Source organism: Chitinophaga sp. 22308 (assembly GCF_052045305.1).
Classification (GTDB): domain Bacteria; phylum Bacteroidota; class Bacteroidia; order Chitinophagales; family Chitinophagaceae; genus Chitinophaga; species Chitinophaga varians_A.
The window spans coordinates 839,759-863,272 of record NZ_JBQEOP010000005.1; the positions used below are offsets into that span (position 1 = coordinate 839,759).

8 protein-coding genes are annotated in these 23,514 nt (G+C 48.7%); 3 read left to right on the forward strand and 5 right to left on the reverse strand.

Annotated elements, in window-relative coordinates; translation table 11 throughout:
• The first annotated feature begins 90 nt into the window (after nt 1-90).
• The 3 genes from ACTJJS_RS23755 to ACTJJS_RS23765 are packed head-to-tail and all read left to right on the forward strand — an operon-like array spanning nt 91 to nt 6,019.
• Nucleotides 91-3,228 (forward strand): TonB-dependent receptor domain-containing protein, encoded by a 3,138-nt coding sequence (locus ACTJJS_RS23755; RefSeq protein ID WP_440665517.1) that lies wholly within the window; start codon nt 91-93, stop codon nt 3,226-3,228.
• A gap of 11 nt (nt 3,229-3,239) precedes the next feature.
• Nucleotides 3,240-4,661 (forward strand): hypothetical protein, encoded by a 1,422-nt coding sequence (locus tag ACTJJS_RS23760; RefSeq protein ID WP_440665518.1) that lies wholly within the window; start codon nt 3,240-3,242, stop codon nt 4,659-4,661.
• Nucleotides 4,662-4,672: 11 nt separating this feature from the next.
• Nucleotides 4,673-6,019, forward strand: a complete 1,347-nt coding sequence (locus tag ACTJJS_RS23765; RefSeq protein ID WP_440665519.1) for an alkaline phosphatase family protein — start codon at nt 4,673-4,675, stop codon at nt 6,017-6,019.
• A gap of 56 nt (nt 6,020-6,075) precedes the next feature.
• On the opposite strand, the gene ACTJJS_RS23770 is transcribed toward ACTJJS_RS23765, so the two are convergent.
• The 5 genes from ACTJJS_RS23770 to ACTJJS_RS23790 are packed head-to-tail and all read right to left on the reverse strand — an operon-like array spanning nt 6,076 to nt 23,505.
• The gene (locus ACTJJS_RS23770; RefSeq protein ID WP_168871564.1) at nt 6,076-6,756 is read right to left on the reverse strand and encodes an ABC transporter ATP-binding protein; all 681 of its coding nucleotides are present in this window, start codon (nt 6,754-6,756) and stop codon (nt 6,076-6,078) included.
• Complete coding sequence (locus ACTJJS_RS23775; RefSeq protein ID WP_440665521.1) at nt 6,757-8,001, reverse strand: ABC transporter permease; 1,245 nt, start codon at nt 7,999-8,001, stop codon at nt 6,757-6,759.
• 25 nt (nt 8,002-8,026) lie between these two features.
• The gene (locus ACTJJS_RS23780; RefSeq protein ID WP_440665523.1) at nt 8,027-9,124 is read right to left on the reverse strand and encodes an efflux RND transporter periplasmic adaptor subunit; all 1,098 of its coding nucleotides are present in this window, start codon (nt 9,122-9,124) and stop codon (nt 8,027-8,029) included.
• Nucleotides 9,121-10,446 carry a TolC family protein gene (locus ACTJJS_RS23785; RefSeq protein WP_440665525.1) on the reverse strand — a complete coding sequence of 442 codons (1,326 nt, stop codon included), beginning with the start codon at nt 10,444-10,446 and terminating at the stop codon, nt 9,121-9,123. Before ACTJJS_RS23785 ends, ACTJJS_RS23780 begins: the two co-directional genes overlap by 4 nt.
• 48 nt (nt 10,447-10,494) lie before the next feature.
• On the reverse strand, nt 10,495-23,505 hold the full coding sequence (locus tag ACTJJS_RS23790; RefSeq protein WP_440665533.1) for an SDR family NAD(P)-dependent oxidoreductase: 13,011 nt from the start codon (nt 23,503-23,505) through the stop codon (nt 10,495-10,497).
• Nucleotides 23,506-23,514 lie beyond the last annotated feature (9 nt).

A 23,514-nucleotide genomic window follows, 5' to 3' on the forward strand; every position in this document is an offset into this window, starting at 1 on the left:
TTTTTAACGACTCACATTAAAAACATTACAAAAATGAGAAAATTTTACGCCGGTTGCGTCAAGCCGGTCAAAACTCTTTTTTCCTTAAAAATGAGACTAGCACTCTTTTTCGCATTCCTTTCCACTTCTATGGCCTCTGCCGCGCATATAGAAGGTCAGTCGATGGAAAAGATCAGGGTGGACATCCAGGCCAAAGAACTACCGATGAAAAAGGTATTGCAGATGATTGAAAAACAATCATCGCTCACCATCGGATATGATATCAGTGCCATCCCTGCTGAAAGTAAGGTCAACTATACGGCCAACGGCAAAACCGTGGCGGTAGTGTTAAGGGAACTGCTAAGTTCCTTCCCGGTGAACATCGTACAGGTGAACGACAAGTACCTGCTGATACAGCCCGGCGGCCAACAACAGGCCGTAAAAATCAGCGGCCGCATTACTGACGGTAAAACCCATGAGCCTTTACCCGGCGTCAGCATCAGTATCAAAGGCAGCTCCTCCGGTACACAAACAGATGTCAACGGACACTTTTCATTGGGATTTCCGGCTGGCAAAGAAGAAGTAACACTGTCTGTTTACTTCGTGGGTTTTAAGAAGAAAGAAATTGTGCTGAAGAGGGAAAACGCCACAGGCCTGAACATTCAGCTGGAAGAAGACCGGCTCGGCCTCGATGAAGTGGTGGTGACAGGACAGGGTGTAGACATCGCGCGCCGCAGATTATCGTCCAACGTTGTCAGCATCGGCGCACGGGACATTGAAGATGTTCCCGCCGCCCGTATCGACCAGTTGCTGCAGTCACGTTTGCCCAATGCACAGATCAAACTTACCGGCGGCCAGGCGGGCGCCACTTCCATTATACGCGCCAGGGGCGTTAACTCCGCTTTCGTGAACTCCACTCCCATCATCTATGTGGACGGGGTGCGTATGGACAACCTCAATACCGCGTCGGCCCTGGGCGGCGGTAGCGCGCAAGGCGCCGCTATCAGCGCCATTGCCGATATCCCGATGGAGAATATTGAGAAGATAGAATATATCAATGGCGGCGCTGCAACTACCCTCTACGGTTCCGATGCAGCCAACGGCGTGATCCAGATCTTCACCAAAAAAGGTGGCGCCGGCAATGTTTCGGTGAACGCAGAAACACAGATGGGCATTGAAACACCCACCGCCGACTTCCTTCACTTTAAACGCACCAAAGAACTGCTGATGCAGAATGGTTTCTTCCAGAAACATCATATCGGCCTCAATGGCGGTCAGGATAAATTCGGCTATAGCTTCTCCGGAAATTACCTTAACTCACAAGGCACCGAAATATTCGATCAGAACAGCAACCGTAAAATCGACTTCAGCACCGGTTTCCGCGCCGGCCTCGGTGAAAAGGTGACTTACGAAAGCTCTTTTACCTATGTCAACAACAAATACAAACGTAACCGAAATGGTAACCAGGGCGGCTATACGGGATTATGGTTTACCGAAAGCGGCGCCTCCGCCATCACCGGCCCTAAATTCAACCCGGACATCGATAACCTCTCCGACACGGAATTTCAAAGGATGAAAGATTATGTCCGCGAAGCAGAGCGGCTGCAGGACAATGACATCACTGTTAACCGCTTCCAGACTTCACAATCTTTCAAATACCGTCCGTTGAAAAACCTGGTATTTAAAGCTACTGGTGGTATCGATTACCGTGTACAGAAAAACCAGGTCATCACCACCAACAAATACCTGTCTTTCACCACCGGCAATCCGGTAAAAGATCAGGGCAGCATTACCAACAACGACCGCAAATACCTGGGCATCACGTTGGAGCTGAACGGACAGCATGAGTGGAAAACAGATCAGTTTTCTTTCGTTACCACTGTAGGTACTCAGTTCTTCCGCAACGAAGACCAGCAGATCGCCTACAATGGCAGCAATATCCGCGATGGCGCCAGGAACATCAAAGACGCAGCCTCTAAAACCAGCGATGAGTACTACCTGGAAGTAGTGAACTATGGCATCTATGTACAGGAAAACATCGGGTTCAAAAACAAACTGTTCCTCGACCTCGGCCTGCGTGGCGACGGTAATCCTGCCTTCGGCCGTAACATCGGCATACAGTACTATCCCAAAGTAGGTTTCTCTTATGTTCCCAGTGCAGAGCCCTGGTTTGCCAGCTTTGAGCAGGTATTGTCTTCCGCCAAAGTACGCGGCGGTTTCGGTATAGCCGGTAACCTGCCAACTGCTTTCGCCAACGAAAGAACGATTGCCTTCCAGGGTTATAACAATGACCAGGCAGCATTTTTCGGTCAACCGGGCAACGACAACCTGAAGCCTGAAAAGACACAGACGCTGGAAGCCGGCATAGACTTAGGTTTCCTGAAAGACCGCCTGTTGATATCTGCCGGTTATTATAATGCCGTGACCAACGATGCGCTCTTTTATGTGCCACCAACACCGTCCACCGGCCAGTCACTGTCGCAGTTGTACAATGTCGGTAAGATACTGAACCGTGGCTGGGAGCTGAGCGTTACCGCCATCCCGGTAGATACCAAAGATTTCACTCTCCGGCTGAATGCCTCTGCCAACACCATGTACAATAATGTAGAAAGTGCCGGCGGCGTAGCGCCTTTTAACATCAACGGCTTCAGCGCCCGTACCATTCAGACCGTTGTACAGGAAGGATACCCTATCGGTTTCCTGCGTGGCAACTACGGCGTGTTTGGCCCTGACGGCGTATTACAGAGCACTACCGCGCAGCAGAACCTGGGCACCACCATTCCGAACCTCTTCGGCAGCCTGGGGCTGAACCTGCGTTACAAACAATTCAACTTCTTCGTCAACGGTGATTATCAGAAAGGGGCTTATGCCAACTCTTTCGACCGTCAGTTCCGGTTTAACTATGGCGCCGGCAACGAGGGCATTCCACAGGGAGAGATCGATAAAAACAAGCGTACCAACTGGCTGAACTTCACGAATATGTTTACCGAAAAAACAGACTACCTGAAGATCAGGCTGATAGGTTGCAGCTACAGCTGGAAACCGGCGCTGTTCAACAAAGTGATCAAAAATGCCACTGTCAGCTTCTCCGCTGTGAACCCGCTGAATTTCGCGGCTTCCTCTTTTGATCCGGAAGCTACCATCAGCGGCAGTGCGCAGGGCCAGGGAGGCGCCACTACCGGCGGTATCTCCTATGCCACCTATTCCGCGCCGCGGCAGTTCTTAGGCACTTTACGTTTAAACTTCTAAACCTGTCAATCATGAAAAAAAGATATATCACCGCTGCCCTCTTTGCAGGTATGCTTGCTATGGACAGCTGTTCCGTATTAAATCCGAATGTCACCGAGCCGGTATTTCTGGAGAACCCCAATGCCGCTTCCAGCTGGGTTACCGGCCTTCGCCGGCAGCTGGCGCTGACGATGAACCAGGTGGTGGTTTCCACTGAACTGGTATCAGACAACTATTACAACAATCGCACGTTGAGCAGTAAAGTTTTTGATATCCCTCAGATCGATTATTACGATCTGGATGTCAACAACCTGCAGATACAGGTACAGCGCCTGCGGGAAATGTCTGAATACGGCCTTAACAAGGTATTGCCCGCCGATCCTGCCGCTACCGCCGCAGATTCCGCGGAGGTTTATTTCAGCAGCGCCTTTGCACATATCCTCAGCGGAGAATTGTTTGTAGGCCTCCCCGGCAGTGCCGGCGGTGCGGTGCTTACCCCCGCAGAGCACCTGCAACAAGCTGTCCGTCAGCTGGACCAGGCTATTGCCCTGAGTAAAAATGCCGCGGAAACAGCCGCTTATACGCTGCTCAAAGCCCGCGCCTACTACGCCCTCGGAGATGCCGCCAACGCCGCTAAATTCGCTGCCGCAGCTACCAACAATAACGGCACGTTGCTTCGCCAGGTAAAATATGACGGCGTGAACAACGTTCCCAATGACATGCAGACCTATCTTTTCTCTTCCACCAACAACGAGTTTGCGCCGCTGCCACGACTGGATTTCCTGGACCCTAAATATTTCCATACCGGTCTGGCTGCCAACGACCAGAAGCCCGTCACCATTGCCAAAGCGGAAGAAGGCTGGCTGATCATCGCAGAAACACAGATTGCCGGCGGTAACCTCACCGAAGGCCGTAACGCGCTGAAACAGCTGTTGCAGCTGGTGACCAACCGTCCTTCTGTCATGGTAGATGATAAAAAAGAAACCCGCAACGGTGGCAACCGCACTGATTATCCGCTGAAAGCCGTAAAAGTAAAATTTGATGCCAACGACACCCTGCGCAGCAATTATGTGCTGGACCGTCAGGCTGGTAACGTTAAAGTATATACAGTGTCCGGCACGCTGGTCACCAATAACGATCTCGATGCCGCCGTCACAGAAGACCAGCTGTTATACATCCTCTACCGTCTGCGCCAGGAAATATTCATGGCAGAAGGCAGACGGATGACAGACCTGGGCATTAAATTCCCTGTTTCCCAAACAGAACAACTCAACAACCCGAACGTGAAACCGGAACACCTGAAAGCACAGGTCCCCTCCTTTATCCCGCTGGGCCGGGGCATGGATGATTTCACCTACGATAAAACCAATGGCGTGGTGACTATGAAATACGACATGAATGCCGTGCTGGTGAAAAACAAACACGCAAAAGAAATTTTCCCGTTCACCAACTAAAGATTATTATCATGAAAAAACTACTCTTTTCCGTATATGCGTTACTGCTAGTATCTGCCGCCGCCATGGCCCAACAGGCTAAATATGTGGTATTAATCAGTATCGACGGGTTCCGTCCCGATTTTTATCTCGACCGTTCCTGGCCCGCGCCCAATATGCAACGCATCAAAGAAAAAGGCGTGCATGCCACCGGTGTAAAAGGCATTTTCCCGACCATCACCTATCCATCCCATACCACCCTGATCACCGGTGTAAAACCGGCCAAACATGGCGTCTGCTACAATACCCCTTTCGAACCGGAAGGGGCCAGCGGCCGCTGGTACTCAGAGACCAGCCATATCAAAGCCGAAACGCTGTGGGATGCTGTCGGCAAAGCCGGACTGATATCCGCCTCAGTCTCCTGGCCGGTGTCAGTAGGCGCTCCGGTGAACTACAACATCCCGGAGACATTCTCCCTTAGCAATCCCGGCGACCGCAGAGCGCCTACCAGCGAGCAGTCTACGCCCAAAGGCCTCTTCGAAGAAGTACAGCAGCATGCCACCGGCGAGTTAGAGTCCACCGACATGAACCTCCGCTACCTCGGCATGAACGAAACCCTTAGCCGCATGGCCGCCTACCTGGTCCGTCGCTACAAGCCCAACCTGCTGACCGTCCACCTGCCATGCACCGACGAAGTGCAGCACCGCGAAGGACGGGAAGGCAACGCTGTAGCCACCGCCGTAGCTTCCGCCGACCACGGCATCGGCACCATCCTCGAAGCCATCGAAAAAGCCGGCATCAGCGACAGCACCGCTGTTATCATCACCGGAGATCACGGCTTCGTGGACATCCACACCTCCCTGGCGCCCAATGTATGGCTCGCACAAAAAGGACTGGCCGGCACCAAAACCAATCCAGGCAGCTGGAAAGCCTTGTTCCATAGCGGCGGCGGCTCCACCTTCCTGAAGCTGAAAGATAAAAACGATACTAAAACACTGCAACAGGTAAAAACCATCCTGAACGAACTGCCCGAAAGCATCCGCAAACAGTTCCGTGTGATAGAACAACCCGCCCTGGCACAGACCGGCGCCGATCCTGACGCCGTGCTCGCGCTCACCGCCGTGCAGGGGATCGCATTCTCCGCCAACCGGGAAGGAGAAGCGGTGAAAAAAGCCAATGGCGGCGCCCATGGTTATTTCCCCGATTTCAGGGAGATACAGACAGGGTTCGTTGCTTATGGCGCAGGACTGGCAGAGAATATTACTGTTCCGGTGATGGAACTGACAGATGTAGCGCCGTTGGTAGCCAAATTATTGGGTATATCATTGAAAGATGCAGAAGGGATGGTATATCCCGGAGTGATGAAGAAATCCAATTAAAACGGATGAGGAATGGAAGCGGGGTTTCTACCCCGCTTTTTTTTGAGGAAACAGCATCAAAGAATTCTTCCGTCCCGCAATTCTATGATACGGTTCGTTTTTGAAGCAAAATCGTTGTCATGGCTAACCACGATAATAGTTTTTTTATGTTCTGCAGATAAACGTTGAAAAATATCGAAAACAATACCGGTGTTTTTAGTATCCAGGTTCCCTGTAGGCTCGTCACACATGATAACGGAGGGCTCGTTGATCAGCGCCCTTGCAATGGCGACCCTCTGTTGCTGCCCTCCGGAGATCTTTGAGGCCGGCTTCAACGCTTGCTCCCCTACACCCAGTTGTTTCATTTTTTCATAAGCATTATGTTCTATCTCTTTCGGGGATAACCTTCCAAGACGCAATGCAGGGATCATTACATTTTTCAGACAGGAAAAATCAGGTAACAGATAGTGGAACTGAAACACAAACCCCAGATGTTCATTCCGGAACTTAGCCAGATAATTCTCAGATCTGCCGGAAATTTTTTCTCCATTTAATTCAATTGTGCCTTCATAATCAGTGTCCATCGTTGATAGAATGTACAACATTGTAGACTTCCCGGAGCCGGACTTTCCTGTTACCGAAACAAACTCTCCCTTTTCCACATCAAATCCTACGTTGTTCAATACCTGGAGTTTGTCCGGTGTATAAAAGTACTTATTGATATTTCGAGCCCTCAAGGCTATTGATGCACCAGACATTTATCCCCTTATAATTTTAATCGGATCTACTTTCGCTGCTTTTCTGGCAGGTATGTATCCCGCCAGGAAGGCCGTTATCAGGCCAAATACAGATCCCTGTGCGTAATGTTTAAACTGAAAAGTGACCGGCAGGTATGTAACACTACCAACTCCCAAATAAATCCTTGACACAAAATAAGAAACCGACCAGCCAAACAACAGTCCTCCTATTGTACCAACCAATCCAATAAGTGATGCCTGTTTGATAAATATGCTGATTACGTCCAACCCCTGAAATCCCGTTGCCTTTAAAATCGCAATTTCTTTCATTTTCTCATAGATCACCATATTAAGAATATTATAGATACCGAAACCGGCCACCAGCAAAATGGTGATAACAACGGCATTGGCGATGATGTCCCTTATTTTTTTACCTGCCAGCGACTGTTCATTGGTACTTTGCCATGTTTCAACAGCATAACCCGTTTGTCGTTGTATTTTATCGGCCAGCCCGGATGTTCTGTTATAATCTTTTATGTTGATATAAATATCGGTAATATATCCCCGGTCCTTTTGCAATAACTGTTGAACAACCGGAACATTCGTATAGGATTTACCATTGTCCACTGCCTTGACGGTGGTTTTAAAAATACCGGCAACCTGCAGTCTTTTTGTAAAGCCGTTTCCTGCTGCCAGGGTGATGTAGTCTCCTTTTTTGACATTTAGTTTTTTCGACAATCCCGCACCAATGATAATACCATTATTATTTTCAGCGAGTGCCCTAACAGAACCTGAAATCATACTGGAAGAGATATCAAACATGTCATCCTGTTCAATAATATTGACGCCCACCACACTTCCATTCTCCTGCAGGTTATTATTTGAGTAGATCACGTTTGAGCTTACCTGTTTACTCATTTTTGTAATTTCTTCATACTGAGACAGCTGCTGTATTACATTATCAGGGTTAATGATATTATTGGTCGTATTTACGTACCGGGGATTACTGATAAGATGGACCGTTCCTTTATTTTCATATTTATCCAGCAGTTTGGTATCACACCATCGGCTGTCGTTATATAAACGCAGATGGGGAGTACTGCTAAGCATGATTTTCTCTGACCACTGATTGGTGCCGGAGATCAGGGAATTGATAAAAATGAACATTCCTATTCCAAAAGTCACGCCCAGAGCCGCCACAATAGTTTGCCGATGACGGCTGACCATATAAGTGAAAGCGATTTCAGTATTAACACCGAACTTCATTATCGTATATCTTATGCTGTTGCCATTACTGTTTCAGAATTCTGGTGGATTGGTTTAATGCCGAAAGGACCTCCACCCATTCGTTTGACACGATGCCTGTTTTGATCATCACCGTATCCCGCCCCCGTGATGCTTTCACCACAACGCTGCCATCCGGACCGAGGCATTTTCTGGGTATCAACAGGGCATTGTCCTTCCGGGCCACTATAATGTACGCCTGCAACAGCGTTCCGTTGATGAGCGAAGGGCTGTTTTTTTCAAAAAGGGCTTCCACAGTATACGCCTGCGATGCAGCATCGAAGGCCGGGTACTTTTTAGACACATGCGCAATATGTGCCACGCCCTTTCCGGTATTTAACTCCACCAGCACTTTTTGCCCCAGGCGAATTTTTTCGATACTTGTTTCATCCACGCTCAGAACGATTTTTAGCTTTTGAGCATCACCCAATACGGCTACCGTTTCTCCTTTACGCACCCATTCGCCTTCTTTTCTAAGCAACGCATATACCTTGTATTCACCTGGCGCTTTAATATTATAGTAGCTGGTATTTACGGCTGCGCTCAGCTGTTGCCCGTGACTGTTAACAACTGCCTGTTGTAAATCCAGGCTGGTTGCTTCTATTTTTTGTTTAAGTACATTGACATTACTGACAGCGTTGTTATAACTGAGCTGCGCAGCCTCCACCTCCACCCGGGCGACGGAGTTGGTGGTATACAACCGCTGCATTCGTTCCAACTGGATTTTATCATTATTCAGTTTTTCATTTGCCATGTTCAATTGTTCTTCCAGTTGCCGGAAAACAGCGGAATTGACAGCAGCCTCCTTTTTGACAATCCGGAGATTTTCTGCGGCGGTTTGCTGTTGAATTGCAGAAGTCGCGTTGTCCTGAAAGAATAGTGTCTGGCCGGCCTTTACGGTATCTCCTTCGCTTACGGTCGCTTTCTTAATGTATCCGTCGTTAAGCGCCGCCAACGCAAACTGGCCTACCGCTTCAATATGGCCGGAGGCGAATACAGATTCCGTAATGGATGAAACTGTGGGTGAAGTCCATTCTTCGTTTCTGTTTTTACAACTAATGGTTAACATCAGCATAGTGGCCGCCATTATTCTCATCTTTCTCATTCCACAAAATTTGTTTGACGAATTTTCAGGAGATATTGTTGGATAAAGTAATCACTCATGTTTTGCAGATATTCGTTCTGATTGATGATCAGGTCCGAATATGATTTTAACCGTTCGTCCAGAGAGATAATACCCTCGTTAAACTTCCTTGTTGCATGGGCGTCATTACTTTGGTACAAAGCCAGGATATTTTTGGCTTTTTCATAGGTTTTCAGCGACGCTTTATAAGCAAGCAATAGATTTTTGTTATTGATATCCGACTGTAAGCGGGTGTGATGATGCTCTTTCTGTTGTATGTCATAATCAATTTTTGCTTTCTGAATATTATACAACCGGGTCTTCCCGGCGAACAATGGTGCTGTCAGCCTCAGCCCCCAATACTGCTGGGGCATCGTATTGCCATCTTTGGACTTCAGGAATTCACTTGTGGAAAGCTGAAGATTATACTGATATATTGCGCTTAAAGTAGGCGCCAGAGCGGCTCTGGCGTTCCGCAGCTCGTTCTCCGACAGTTGCATACGTGCGTCTGACAGCTTTATGGCGGGATCTGTCGGGAAGCTGTCCTCCGCATCCATCAGCGTACCCTCGTCCGGATTACCTGTAAGGACGATACTATCAGATACATTCAGTAACAGTTGCAGGTTATTCAGTTGCAGCTGCCTGTGCTGCGTGGCGGCATCCAGGCTTTTCCCGGCCTTTTCCCTGTTAATTAATACGGTATTGATCGTTGCTTCGCTAATAACACCCTCGTGAAACTTGTTATCCGCCAGTTCATAAATCGCCGTGGTGGTTTTTAAGTTTTCCCGGGAGAGCCGCTCTGCTTCTGTCAATAACATACAGGCGTAGTAAGTATCCGCCAGTTGCTGATAGAGGCCCATTTTGACGTTGGCTATATTGAACCGGGATATGGCGTCATTCAGCCGTGCTCTTCTTATTGTGTACCAATCCTGAATATTCAGGATATCAAATTGGGCGAAAATGCCGCCATTGTAAATAAATCGCCGTCCAAAGGTTGCTTCGGTAAAAACGCCGTCCGGCACATTTGGGCGCAGTAGTTTTTCCGGAATCAGCGTAGGTTGTATTTTGATATTGTCAGTATACCCTCCTGTGGCTGTCACTACCGGCAACATGGCGCCATATGCCTGTTTAATATTAATACCTGCAATAAGGCCATTTAAATGAGCGCTCTTTAACTGAATATTATGTTGTTCGGCATAGGCCCAAATGTCCTGAAGGGAGGCGAAACGCAACTGGGCCCTGGCAGCATTGGCCACCAGCATCACTGGAATGCACCATAACAGCCGCTTTTTCAACAAAGTCATGCCATACTTTTTGTATCCTGATAATTCCATAAGTCTGCGGCTTCGGGATTATACTTCCGTACTGTGTCCGAACTGCTTTTCAAACAGTCCCGTAAAGGTTTCATTTTCATCATAATCAGATGCCTGATAGTATCCCGCTAATAACTGCTCTCTCATTTCCGGGGATAAGATATCATATTCTTTTAATTTTTTACTGCTATCTTCCAGAACAGCGGTTAAGAGATTGGTAAAATAGGTGAGATGAGTCTCAACTGTTGACGGTAAAAACAATGACCGGTCATATTTCAGACGCAGACAGAGTGTTTTTTTCAGGTCAAATACCTCCATCGTATATTCACTCTCCGTTTCCTGTAAAAATCCGTTCATCATCTTCACTTCTTCAGGGCCATTTTGCATTTTCAGCACATTGTCGTAAATATTCTGAAAGTTATAGGTCGTTCTGAACAGTGGCAGTTTCCCTTGTCCCCCTCCCAGCTGCAGGGCCGAAACAAGGCTTGTAAACGGATACCCGATGTGGTCAAAACCGCTGACTACCCCGTTTTTCACGTCATCCACAAACGCTGCAAATATTTTATCGCCTGGGGCACTATTTCTGACAATCATCATATTGACATAAAAACCGATGGCCGATTCGTGTTGTTTCCCAGGTCTGTTGGCCACAGGCATTAGTGTAAGAATGTCTTCTTCACCAGTTATTTTGTACAGCAATAGAGTAAAAGTACTCAACATCAACGAAGACAGACTAACATTCAGTTTCTTTGACAATGATCTCAGTTCCTGTGACATCTCCGGGGAAACCAATTTTTCACTATATCCGGTGCCCGCAGTGGAAGCAACGGTATCAAAAGGCAATGACAATACCGGTAGCGTACCTGAAAGCTTTTCCCTCCAGTAAGCCAGGCTAAGACCTCCTCTTTCACTTTTCATAAACAAACGCTCATCTTCCACAAAACTGAAAAAGGCCCGGTCCTCGTCCCGCGGAATCACAATACCGCCACTGTGGAGCTTTTGGCACTTCTCAAGGAACGACCGCATAAATACCCCGCCAGACATTCCATCAAATACGATATGATGAAATACAAACAACAGATACATCTGTTTGCTCATCTTGTCCTGTCGGATATAAAAGCGAACAGGTGTATCCTGTCTCAGATTAAACGGCATTTTCAGTAACCGGTTGAACTCCACACTGACATCATGCTGTTCGTCAATTTCTACAAAGTCAACAAACAGCGCATCCTCCACCATATTAATCTTTTGGCAAACGGCGCCTGTTTCTTCGTCAATACCGAAACCGGCCCTCAAAATCGGATGTTCATGCAACATCAGGCGATAGGCATACACCAGCTGATCTTTGTTGGCCTGCCCGGTAAAAGTAAATGCCAGGGGAATATTATACACAAAATTGCCGGCATCCATTTCCTGATTGTACCACAGGCCTTTTTGTGCTTCGGATAGCGGATAATGCAGTATTTCAGGCACAACAGGAACATCATCTGCGGGTTCTTTGTCCGGGTTGCATTCTGCCGGACGGTTTAAAGTTTCTCCATAGCTGGTCTGTATAAAACCGGCCAGGTCAACGATATTGGTATTGTTATAAATATCAGAAGGCGTCAGCGTTATCTTCAATACTTCATTAACGTTCCGTATAAAAGTATTGGCCAATATAGAATCAAAACCATAATCCATGAAGTGTTCATTCACATCGAGATCGGCCTGTGGTATTTTGATGGTTGCTGACGCAATCGCCAGCAGCTGTGCGGTCAGCCATTCATTATGCTGCTGTCCCGCGGGGGGGCTTACAGGCGCCTGAGGAGCCCTGGCAACATTGGCAGAAACAGGCGGTGCTTCATGCGCGTTAATTTCCGTCTGTCCACTATTGACTGCGGCAATGATCTGCTGCGGTAACCCACTGACCGACGGATGGAAAGAGACCTGTCCAAAACCGCTTTTTGCCAGCACGGCCGCCCAGCTTCCAGACGACAGGCAGGGGCTTCCTTCCATTCGCAAGGTCTCATCTTCGTATAGCCACCATCCGTCAAGTAATCCGAATGTCAGTGTGGTAAACAGATTAGTGGTAACAATTTCATTCAACAGCAATAACCCGTTTTTCTTCAGTAAAGGCCTGATGTTGTTCAATGTCCGGTATATGTTACGGGTGGCATGTACTACATTGGAGCCTATCACTATATCGTAATATTCAATGGGCTGTGCTTGTCCGGCTACCGGCGATTCTATGTTTAAAACGGCCGTTTTTAAGTAAGGAGCCAACTCTCTGTAATGAGCTTCAGCATGTAACAGAAAGCTGCGGGAGATATCGGTGTACACATATTCGACCTGATCACTATAGGCCCGGAGCTTCCGGAATATGACCTCGCTACTGCCTCCTGTACCGGCCCCTACTTCCAGTATACGCACCTTCTCTCCGCCGGCTAAATGATCAGAGATATCTTTCACCCGGCTCAGTACTACTTCCGATAATACATCATTAAAGTAGTCAGACTGATAGTTTCCTTTGTATATTCCGCTTACATGCTCCATACTTCCTCCCGGAAAGATGACGTCTGTAGCCCTCGCTTTTCCTGTCAATATTGCGCCGAAAGCTCCCAGGCAAGCCTTTAACAGTTTACTGTGGGGTGTATAGGATGTATGAGTTGCGGTCAATGCATCGATAGATGCTGCCACATTAAAGCCCGACAAGCTGTTTTGTATGGCTTCCGGTATCACCAATGCGCTTCCTTTTTTCTCCAGATAACCACGGTCCACCAGGAAACCTATCAATACCTTAAACAAACGATGATACTTTGTGGCTATTTCCGCTGGCTGTTCCGTTTGAAGCCCGAATTCCAGGAATACCTGCAACAGCCCTTTCGCGCAGATGGCTTCAAATGGCTGTTCCACTTCTGTTGCAGGATGGTAAGGCGGTACCGGTGGCAGCGATAATTCCGGGAGGACCTTTTCGGTTTTGGTCGTTATCAAAGGCAGCATAGCTCTGGCCGCTGCAGTTAACTTAGCATAAATCACCTGCCTTGTATTTCCTTCCAGTACCGCTTCCAGCAACGCCATTCCTTCCGCAGAGGAGATGCTTTCCACTCCCATGAACGCCATTCTCCGCTGGTAATCGGAAGAAGATACGATTCCCACTTCTCCCCAATATCCCCAGTTAATGATATACACCGGTATTGGCAATTGATGGCTAACGGCATGGGCGTAGCTGTCCTTGTAGCTACAGCCGGCAGAATAATTACTCTGTCCGGCAGCATTCCATTGTGATTGCGCCGAAGAATAAAAACAGATAAAATCCAATGGTTCATTGCGGAATGTTTCCACCAAATAATGGCTGCTGGAGGCTTTCACGGTAAATGGACCTTCAAAGTCCTGATCACTCATATCTTTCAGCAATTTGTCATTTAATACAATAGCTGAGTGGATCAGTCCATGTACAGGCCCATATGCCGACTTAATTGCAGCATACGCATGTTCCATGTCGGCCCTGTCGGTTGCGTCACACTGAATATATACCGGCCGGTTGCCGGACACTGACACGGTATCCTGCCAACGGCTGATTTGTTCATCCTGTGCTCTTCGTCCCAGCCAGATCACCCGGGCATTGTGCTTCCTGATGAGATATGCTGTCGTTTCCCGGCCAAGACCGCCGGCACCGCCGAGGATCACGTAGGTCCCATTTTGCCGGAAGCGGCTTTTTCCGGTGTTGCCTGCTTTTATTGTGCGAAGCTTGCGTTCATAGTACGCTCCATTCCGGTAGCCGCATACCGTTCCGTCTTTATGGTAAGGTGTGTCTGGCAGGGCTGTAATGTCATTATCATTTTCGATATCTATCACCCGCACACGCCACAATGGTTGTTCTTTGGCCAGCGAGCCAGCCAGGCCGGTAATACCGCTACCTGTTACTGATACCTTATCGGCCGCGAGTATCTGCTGGGTATGGGCAATGACAATAGTAAGATTTAGCTTTCTGTCACGATACCCGGAAAATAACAACTGCTTTACAGCCATAAAAAACTGTCGTTCCTGATCTCCTATTACTGTTGTGTCTTTGTTCAGGCCATGTAGCAGGTAGACATCTGTCGTTCCGTCTGGTAGTATTTCAGCGGTCTGTTGCACCACCACCGGAAGGCCACGCTGCTGCAATATCGCCTCCAGTTTTTCCGTGAACGGCCGGTCTGCGCCGCCGGGGAGCACGACGTGGACACCATTACCAGACAGCTGTCCGGCACTTTGTGTAGCCACATGTTCCCATTCGGGAACGAAACATAATATTTCTGCCGTTTCCTTTTCTTTCGCAGCAGCGGGTATTACAGGCTGCGCAGCATTGTCTGCGGCAGCGAGCCAGTATCTCTCTCTTGCAAAGGGATAAGCCGGCAAGCTGATCCTGGCGGGCAGTTGCTGAGCGTATAGCTGCTCCCAGCGGACCGTAGCACCCTGCACCCATAGTTCTGCCAGGGCATTGAGTTCCCTGTACCGCATATGCCGGTCGACCAATGCCTTTACAGTACCGCTTTCCACGCCACCCGGTGTTGCGTTCTTCCTGATATTGCCTGTTAAAAGATGATGGGTGTCTCCTTTTACATAAGCTGTAAGTACTGCCACCAGTGTTTCTTTATCTGTCGCCACTATTGCCAGTCGTTCTTCCATTGCCTTTCTGCCTATCTGCAGCGTATAAGCGATATCATGCAGTTCCAATGCCGGGAACTTCTCCACATATTGTTTCAGATTTTCTGCCAGCTTCCGGAGCCGGTCAGCGTTCCTGGCGGACAAAGGCAGGATAACTGGTCCGGAAAAACGTCTTCCTGTATCCGGCGCCACATATTCTTCAATGACAACATGGGCATTTGTACCACTGAAGCCAAAACTACTCACTGCAGCCCGACGTGGGAGACCATCTGGTGCTTCCCAGCTGGTTAGCCTGTCCTGTATGCGAAAGGGACTGTCTTCGAGGCTAATCAGTGTATTACAGGCTTCGAAATTGATCGTCGGAGGCAATTGCCGGTGCTTCAGTGCCAGAAGGACCTTCAAAACACCGCTCACGCCTGCCGCCATAACGGTATGGCCTATATTACTTTTTACGCTCCCCAGCCCACAGTATTGTTTTTTGCCGGTAAACTGGCCAAATGCGGCCGACAGGGCCTGAAACTCAATGGGGTCGCCGAGGCTGGTACCGGTACCATGCGCCTCTACATAAGAGATCGTCGCCGGATCGATATTATATCTGTTATAAAGCGCCGTCTCCAGGTTTTTCTGCGAGGTGGTGCTGGGCGCTGTTATACCGCTGGTAGTTCCATCCTGATTGGTTAATATTCCTTTGATAACACCATATATATGGTCTTTGTCTCTTTCGGCATCTTTTAACCGCTTCATCACCACAACACCAACACCTTCACCCGGAACAAATCCATCAGCCCTTCTATCAAATGTATAGCAGCGGCCATGAGGTGACAACATCCCCGCCCGGCATGATTGGCGGTAAAACTCGGGGGTGGTATATACCGTCACGCCACCGGATATGATAAGATCGGTCTCTCCCAACAGCAGGCTTTTACAGGCTATATCCATGGCCACCAGCGAGCTGGAGCAGGCGGTATCCACTGCTACTGCCGGGCCTTTCAGATTTAAATAGTAAGCAATACGGGAGGCAAGGATAGAACTGGTATTACCCCAGAAAGCAGAAGCTTCTGTGGTAGCCTTCATGGACAGCTGCACATAGTCACCGGGGCCAACACCTACAAAGACGCCACACTTGCTTCCATTGAGCTGCTCCGGGTTAATGGCCGCATCTTCCAGGGCTTTCCAGCAATGCTCCAGAAACAGGCGCTGTTGCGGGTCCATTGTTTCGGCTTCCACCCCCGTGATCCGGAAAAAGCGAGGATCAAATTTGTCAATATCTTTCAAAAAGCTGCCCCATTTACAATAGATCTTGTTTTTATCTTCCTTATTGGTACTATAAAGCGCATTCACATCCCAACGCTCGGGCGGCACTTCTTCAATGAGACTGGTACCGCTTTTGAGCACATCCCAGAACTCATCCAGATTATTTGCCGCCCCGAACTGGCCACTTATGCCGATGATCGCAATATCACTTTCCATATGTGATATCGGCCGTATCTCCCTGGTCTTATCCGTATTATAATCTCCGACTACTGGTCCAGGGATTTGTGTATTAATAACTATTTTACCAATGTTACTCCTATTTTCCAGTTGCGTGTATGCGTCCCTGAACTGTTGCAGATCAAATTGCCGCCCTATAACAGGCGTTATTACATGCTGTTCTATCAATGTTTGGCAGGCATCCCAAAGTTCCCTGGCATAACTTTCGTCGTCCTTCAACAACCGGTTAATATCCAGGCTGATAAACGTCTGGTTGTTGGAGAACTTACTGAGATCAATCTTGTTGGCCGATTTAATGCCGGTCATTGACAGCTCCACATACCTTCCCCGTTTACCCAGGCAGTTAATGCCTTTTTGGATGTTTTCACCTCCCAGGGTATTGATCAATACGTCCACCCCTCTTCCGGCAGTGATCTTTTTCACCTCTTCTTCAAAATCCTGCTCCAGATAGTTTATTACATGACTGACACCTAACTTTCTCAGGTAATTAAGTTTTAATTCACTTCCGGCTGTGGCGATCACGCTGGCACCTGTATGAAGCGCCATTTGTATGGCAATCAATCCGGTTCCACCGGTAGCGCTCTGGACAAGTATCGTTTCTCCGGACCTCAGGCCCGCCCTTCTAAATGCTTCCACCACTGTCATGGAGACAGCAGGCATGGCACATGCCTCCGAAAAAGAAAGTTTCTCAGGCTTGGGCAGGAGCTGCCCGCAGTCAACTGTTACATGGGTTGCATGCATTCCCAGGCCTTTATTTCCGGCAACCAACACTTCATCGCCTACACGAAAGGTTGTAACACCATGACCAGTTTCCTTAACAATCCCCGCAGCTTCAAAGCCCGGTGTAAAGGGATAAGGAGGCATACTAGGATACAACCCCTTAACGCATAACAGGTCCCCAAAATTCAATGCAAAACTTTTTACTTCTACCAGTACTTCTCCTGCGCGGGGAGCCATCGGTTCAAATGGCATCAGCTGTATATCGGCAACAGTACCCGGCGCCTGTAGCAACAATCTCTTTCCTGCGCCGCCAGCAACACCGGTATGCTGTGCTGTTATTCCTGCCGGCTCCGACGCCTGTTGCCGGTACGGGCCACTTACCGCCTGCGGATTGCTGTCTCTGAAGCTGGCAGCATATTCAAGTTTCAGGTATGCTGCAAATTGATTAATAGTTGGATAATCAAACAGGATAGTGGTCGGTATAGCGGTTTGCAAGGCTTCGTTCAGCTCCTTGATCAGATTCAGTCCCAGTATTGAATCGATACCGTATTCAAACAACGGTGTATCGGGGTCAACCTGGGCAGGCTGCAACTTCAACACCTTACATACGATCATGATAAGCAATTCCCTAATCCTGCTATCCAGGTCCGCTGCTGTATGCATATGATCACCGGCAGTATCTGTGGCCGGTGTCACAGTAGGTGCCACCTGGCATGCATTTGTATTGGCAGCATATTGGGGCACGGTATTCATTGGAATGACGGCAAAGTCTCTGATAGTCAGCAATACCTCACCATCTTCATTTAAGATGTCCAGGTCAAAGTTGTTGAAAGTATGTGCAACGCCATTCCCATTCGCCTTTCTGGCGTAACACCAGATGTCTCCTGGCAGTTCCCTGTAGATATTCACTTCTCTTATGCTATAAGGCAACGGTAACCTTTGCGTTTCGTTTTCTGTGCACAGACAAACACAAGTTTGCAGCGCGCTGTCCAGCATCCCCGGGGTAAGTACGAAAGACGGGCTTGGAGGAAGCGTTATTTTCGAGAGCGCTTCCGTTTCATTAAAATAAAGTGTGGTTATTCCCTGAAAACTATCTCCATAATGAAGTCCTTTTTCGGAGAACCAGTTGTAACATTCTCTCTTCTGCATAACGCGGGGCAACCGTCTTCTGATAATCTCCGGATCGTGGCTTCCCGGCAACGACAACATTGCGGTGCCTATGCGGCCCTGGCTATGCATTTCTTCTCCATGGCCATTGGTGCGGAGAACCTGGTAGCACCACTCAGTTCCCGTCCGGGTGAGTACAGTATCTACCTTCGCCCCTACTCCGTTGATCGTCATTGGCCGCATCCAGACAATATCCTTTAACTGGGTGATCTGCCTGCCTGTCGTATGGGAAGCGGCTTCACGGGCAAGTTCCAGATAGGCTGCTCCCGGAAATATCTTTTCCCCCAGCACGATATGATCTGTCAAAAAAGTCTCCTGACCGGAATATACGTTGGTATATCGTTGTTGCTGACTTATCTCCGTTTTAGGGTAATCTGCCCGGGAAGGTTCCGCAGATGGCGCGGTTTCGTCGTACCAGTAAGATTCTCTCGCAAAAGAATACGCAGGCAGTCCCACCTTGGCGGGCAATTTGCCGTCATACAGCAAATGCCAGTTGAAATCACCACCTTTTACCCATAACCGGGCGAGCGACTTCAGTTCTTTCGCTTTAAGCGCCGCCTCGATATAGGCCTTTCCCGCTATCCCTTCCAACAAAAAGTCTATTTTGTCTTTTCTTACGTTACCAGTGAAAATTTCGCCCGTGCCTCCTGTAATGTATCCTTCCAGTCGGGTCAACAGCTCTTCCCGGCTTTTTACGACAAATGCAAGCCTTTCTACCAGCGCGGCTCTCCCTGTCTGCAGTGTAAAGCCGATTTCATGAAGCTCCAGATGAGGATAGTCTTTCAAGTGCTGTAACAAGTTGCCGGCCATTTCCCTCAGCCTGTCGGGATGCTGCGCAGACAGGACAATGATGGCTGGCGATGTATTGGCAACAGTCACATGCCTGGCTGGATATTCTTCGATCACCATATGCGCATTGGTACCGCTAAAGCCAAAGCTGTTGATAGCAGCCCGGCGTAGGCCAGGGTGTTGTATCACCCAGTCTTTCAGACTGGTGTTAATGTAAAATGGTGTCTGTTCAAGTGAAATATGTTCGTTCAGCGTTGTATAATGAATCGTTGGGGGTATCTGCTTATGTTTTAATGCCTGCACCACTTTTATAACACTGGCCACTCCCGCTGCCGCCAGTGAATGCCCTATATTAGACTTAACACTTCCCAAACCACAGAAGCCGGTTTTGCTGGTGTAGGTTTTGAAAGCTTCCTTTAACGCCTTCACCTCGATAGGATCGCCCAGTTTAGTACCGGTACCATGAGCTTCTACATAGGTAATGGTTTCGGGATGAATTTTAAATTTATCATATACATGTCGTTGTAATGCGGTCTGCGACTTGTCACTTGGCGCCATAATGCCGTTGGTAGCACCATCCTGGTTCACAGCCCAGCCTTTTATCACTCCATGTATTCTGTCTCCGTCTTTTTCTGCCTGGTCCAGTCTTTTCAATAACACCACACCTATTGCTTCCGCAGGCACAAAGCCGTCGGCCTGCTGGTCAAATGTTTTACATTTCCCCTCCGGACTTAACATGCCTGCCTTACTGGTCATGATATGCATATCCGGAGTTGTCAGCACACAAACGCCGCCGGCAAATGCCATGTCACAGTTACCCAGCAACAAGCCGTCACACGCATGTGCAATAGCGACTAAAGAGCTGGAACAAGCAGTATCTATTGACAGGCTGGGCCCTTTCAGATTAAGCAGGTATGCAATGCGCGCGCTTAAAATAGCACTGCTGTTACCAGTCAACAGATATGCCAGGTCATTATTGCTGAACCCTATTCTTTTATGATAGTCACCATAGCCAGCGCCTATGTATACCCCGCAAGCCCGGTTTGCCAGCTGTTTGGGGTCATATCCCGCGTCCTCAATGGTTTTCCAGCATTCTTCGAGGAAGAGCCGCTGTTGCGGGTCCATAAATGTTGCTTCCTTAGGAGAAATATTGAAGAACAGGGGATCAAACCGGTCAATATCATCGAGTATCCCCATCCACCTGCTGTAAGACATGCCGCTTTCAGCAGGGTCCGGATGATAATAAGACGACTGCCGCCATCTTTCCTCCGGCACTTCTGTCACCATATCCTTGCCTGCTTTCAGATGTTCCCAAAAAATATCAGCGCTGGCAGCGCCCGGCATTCTGGCGGACATACCAATGATGGCAATATCACTTGTTACCACGACGGGTTGAGATTTTGGTGTTTCCTGTTTATCCTGCCGGCCTGCTATCGGAGAAGTTTCCGGGAGAGCGGGCGTATCGGGGATAGTTGAAGGGTTGGCAGCATGTGGCGGCAGCGTTGAAATATAAGCTGCCAGTTCTCTCAGCGTCGGGTAATTATAAAGATCAGTCGCTTCTATATGAAGTCCCAGTTGCTCGTTCATGTTTTTCACCAATTCCACGCCAATAATGGAATCGAGCCCCATATCAATGAGCTTCTCATCGTCATTGATTTGCTCCGGAGCTATATACAAAGCATCTGCCAACAGCTGTCTCAATATTTCCGGTATTTCGTTTTTAACTGCTGTCTGTCGTGAGGAAATATATTGTTCGTCTGCTTGTTCTTTCTCCGGTACTGCCACTGCGTTCGGTAGCTGACTGTATATGTAAGCGCCTAACGTGTTTAAAGTGGGATAATTATAAAGATCTGTAACACTGATATCCGTATGAAAACAATTATTTACTTTTTGTAGCAACTCTACACCAATAATGGAATCCAGTCCCAGATCAATAAACTTTTCATCTCTATCAAACTGTGTGCTTTCTATATATAACGCATCAGCCAGCAGAGACGACAGTTGCTGTAACACCTGTGGCGCATCGTAAATTTTTTCTGTTATCATATCCTGTTCAGATGTTAGTGTAATAATTGGCCGAGCCATAGCTTGTTCTTTTTCAGTTACCAGTGGTTCCAGGCTAATCCTGGCGGCAGCAGCAGTAACGGCTGCTCGTTGTACATGTCCTGGCGGAGCCAGTACAATCCTGTTTTGCTTCTGTTGCGGCGGACCCGGCTCCTGTTTATTGGCATGCAGTCTAAGGTTATACCAGTAGCGCTTTTGTTCAAAAGGATATGTGGGCAGGCTGATCTGTCGCGGCTTGTGGCCTGCCGAATAAAGCTCCTGCCAGTTAATAGTTGCTCCCTTCACCCATGACTGGCCGGCCATTGCCAGGTCCTGTATTGATAACATCCCGGCCGCCACGCTTTCTTCCTTTTCTTTACGGCAGTTATCGTGATAATATTCTCCGGGTTCACCGGATATATATTTTTCCAGTTGGGCCAATAACGACGGGACATCTTTCACCACCACTGCCAGGCGTTCGTCCATGGCTTCTCTTCCGGTCTGCAACGTATACCCGACATCATGCAGGCTGATGCCTTCCGCCTTTGCCAGGTAAGCATGTAAACGTTGAGCGTATGCCTGTAACCGGCCTCTGTTGCGCGCTGACAGCACAAACAATACAGCTCCGGACACCTTGCCCGCTGGCCGGCGGTCCGTGTACTCAGACACGATAAGATGCGCATTACTTCCTCCTGCCCCAAAGCTGCTGATACCAGCAAGCCGTAAGGACCCTGAGCCCGATGCCCAGGGCGCTAGTACCTGCTGTACTTTAAAAGGGCTGCCCTCAAAATCGATATGAGGATTCAATGTTTGCGAATGCAACGAAGGTACCAGCTGACGATGACGAAGCTGCAACAGCACTTTCGTTAAGCCAGACACCCCTGCGGCCGATTCACAATGACCGATATTAGACTTGACAGACCCGATGCTACAGTATTGTTTTTTCCCCGTTTCAAATGCGCGCGACAAACCTGCTATTTCAACAGGGTCTCCCAGACTGGTGCCCGTGCCGTGGGCTTCCACATAACTGATCTGTTCTGCGGACACGCCGGCCTCGTTCATCGCCGCCATGATCACGCTGCTCTGCGCCTTCGGATTAGGTACTGTATAACCATTCGTTTTGCCGCCATGATTAATGCTGCTGCCACGTACCACACCATAGATCTGGTCTCCGTCCGCTTCCGCATCAGACAGGCGTTTTAACAAAACCACGCCTACCCCTTCTGATGGCACATATCCTTCGCCCCCTTCCCCAAAGCTGGCACACCGGCCCTGGCTGGAAACAAAACCGCCTTCGCTCAGCATCAGGTATTTATGCGGATGTACCGTTACATTCACCCCGCCGGCAATCACCAGCGCCGCATCTCCGCTTTGCAGCGCACGACAGCCCAGGTGGATTGCCGTCAATGACGAAGAACACATCGTGTCGACAGACATACTGGCGCCATGCAGATTCAGAAAATAAGATACCCGGTTGGCTATATTGGCAGGGTTGCCTGCAATGTTTACCGGATTACCTTTTAAACTTTCCTCAACGCCATACAACTGGTATTCTTCATACATCACGCCTGCATAAACGCTGACAAGTCCATCCAGCAACCGGAGCCGGCTGCGGGTATAACCGCCATCCTCCAGCGCTTCCCATACGGCTTCCAGGAACAGGCGCTCCTGTGGGTCCATATAATGCGCTTCCCGTGGGGAAATATTAAAAAACAAAGGATCGAATTTATCCACGTCTGCCACAAAACCGCCCCACTTGCTATAACTCTTACCCGCCTTGCCTTTTTGGGGATCGTAACATGCTTCCATGTCCCAGCGGTCTGCCGGCACCTCCGTGATGCAGTCTCGTCCTGCTTTCAGGTTATCCCAGAATTCACCGATATTGCGGGCGCCGGGATAACGGCCGCTCAAGCCCACAATGGCTATGTCTTTTGAGCCGGCTGCCCGACTAACAGACGGCGATGTAGCCAAAGGCGTCACTGGCAATTCTTCGCGGGAATTGACGACACCCGTTAATGCTGACAGCTTCGCTGCATGATGTGCGGCAAAATAATCGGCCAGCTCTCTCAGTGTCTGGTACTCAAAAAACAATGTCCTCGGCAGTTTCCCGAAAGATGCCTCCAGACGGTTGGTCAGTTTGTGGATCAACACAGAATCAATACCATATTGCTCAAAAGCCGCATCAGGATCTAATTTCAACAAAGGCAGCTTCAGTTCTTCGCT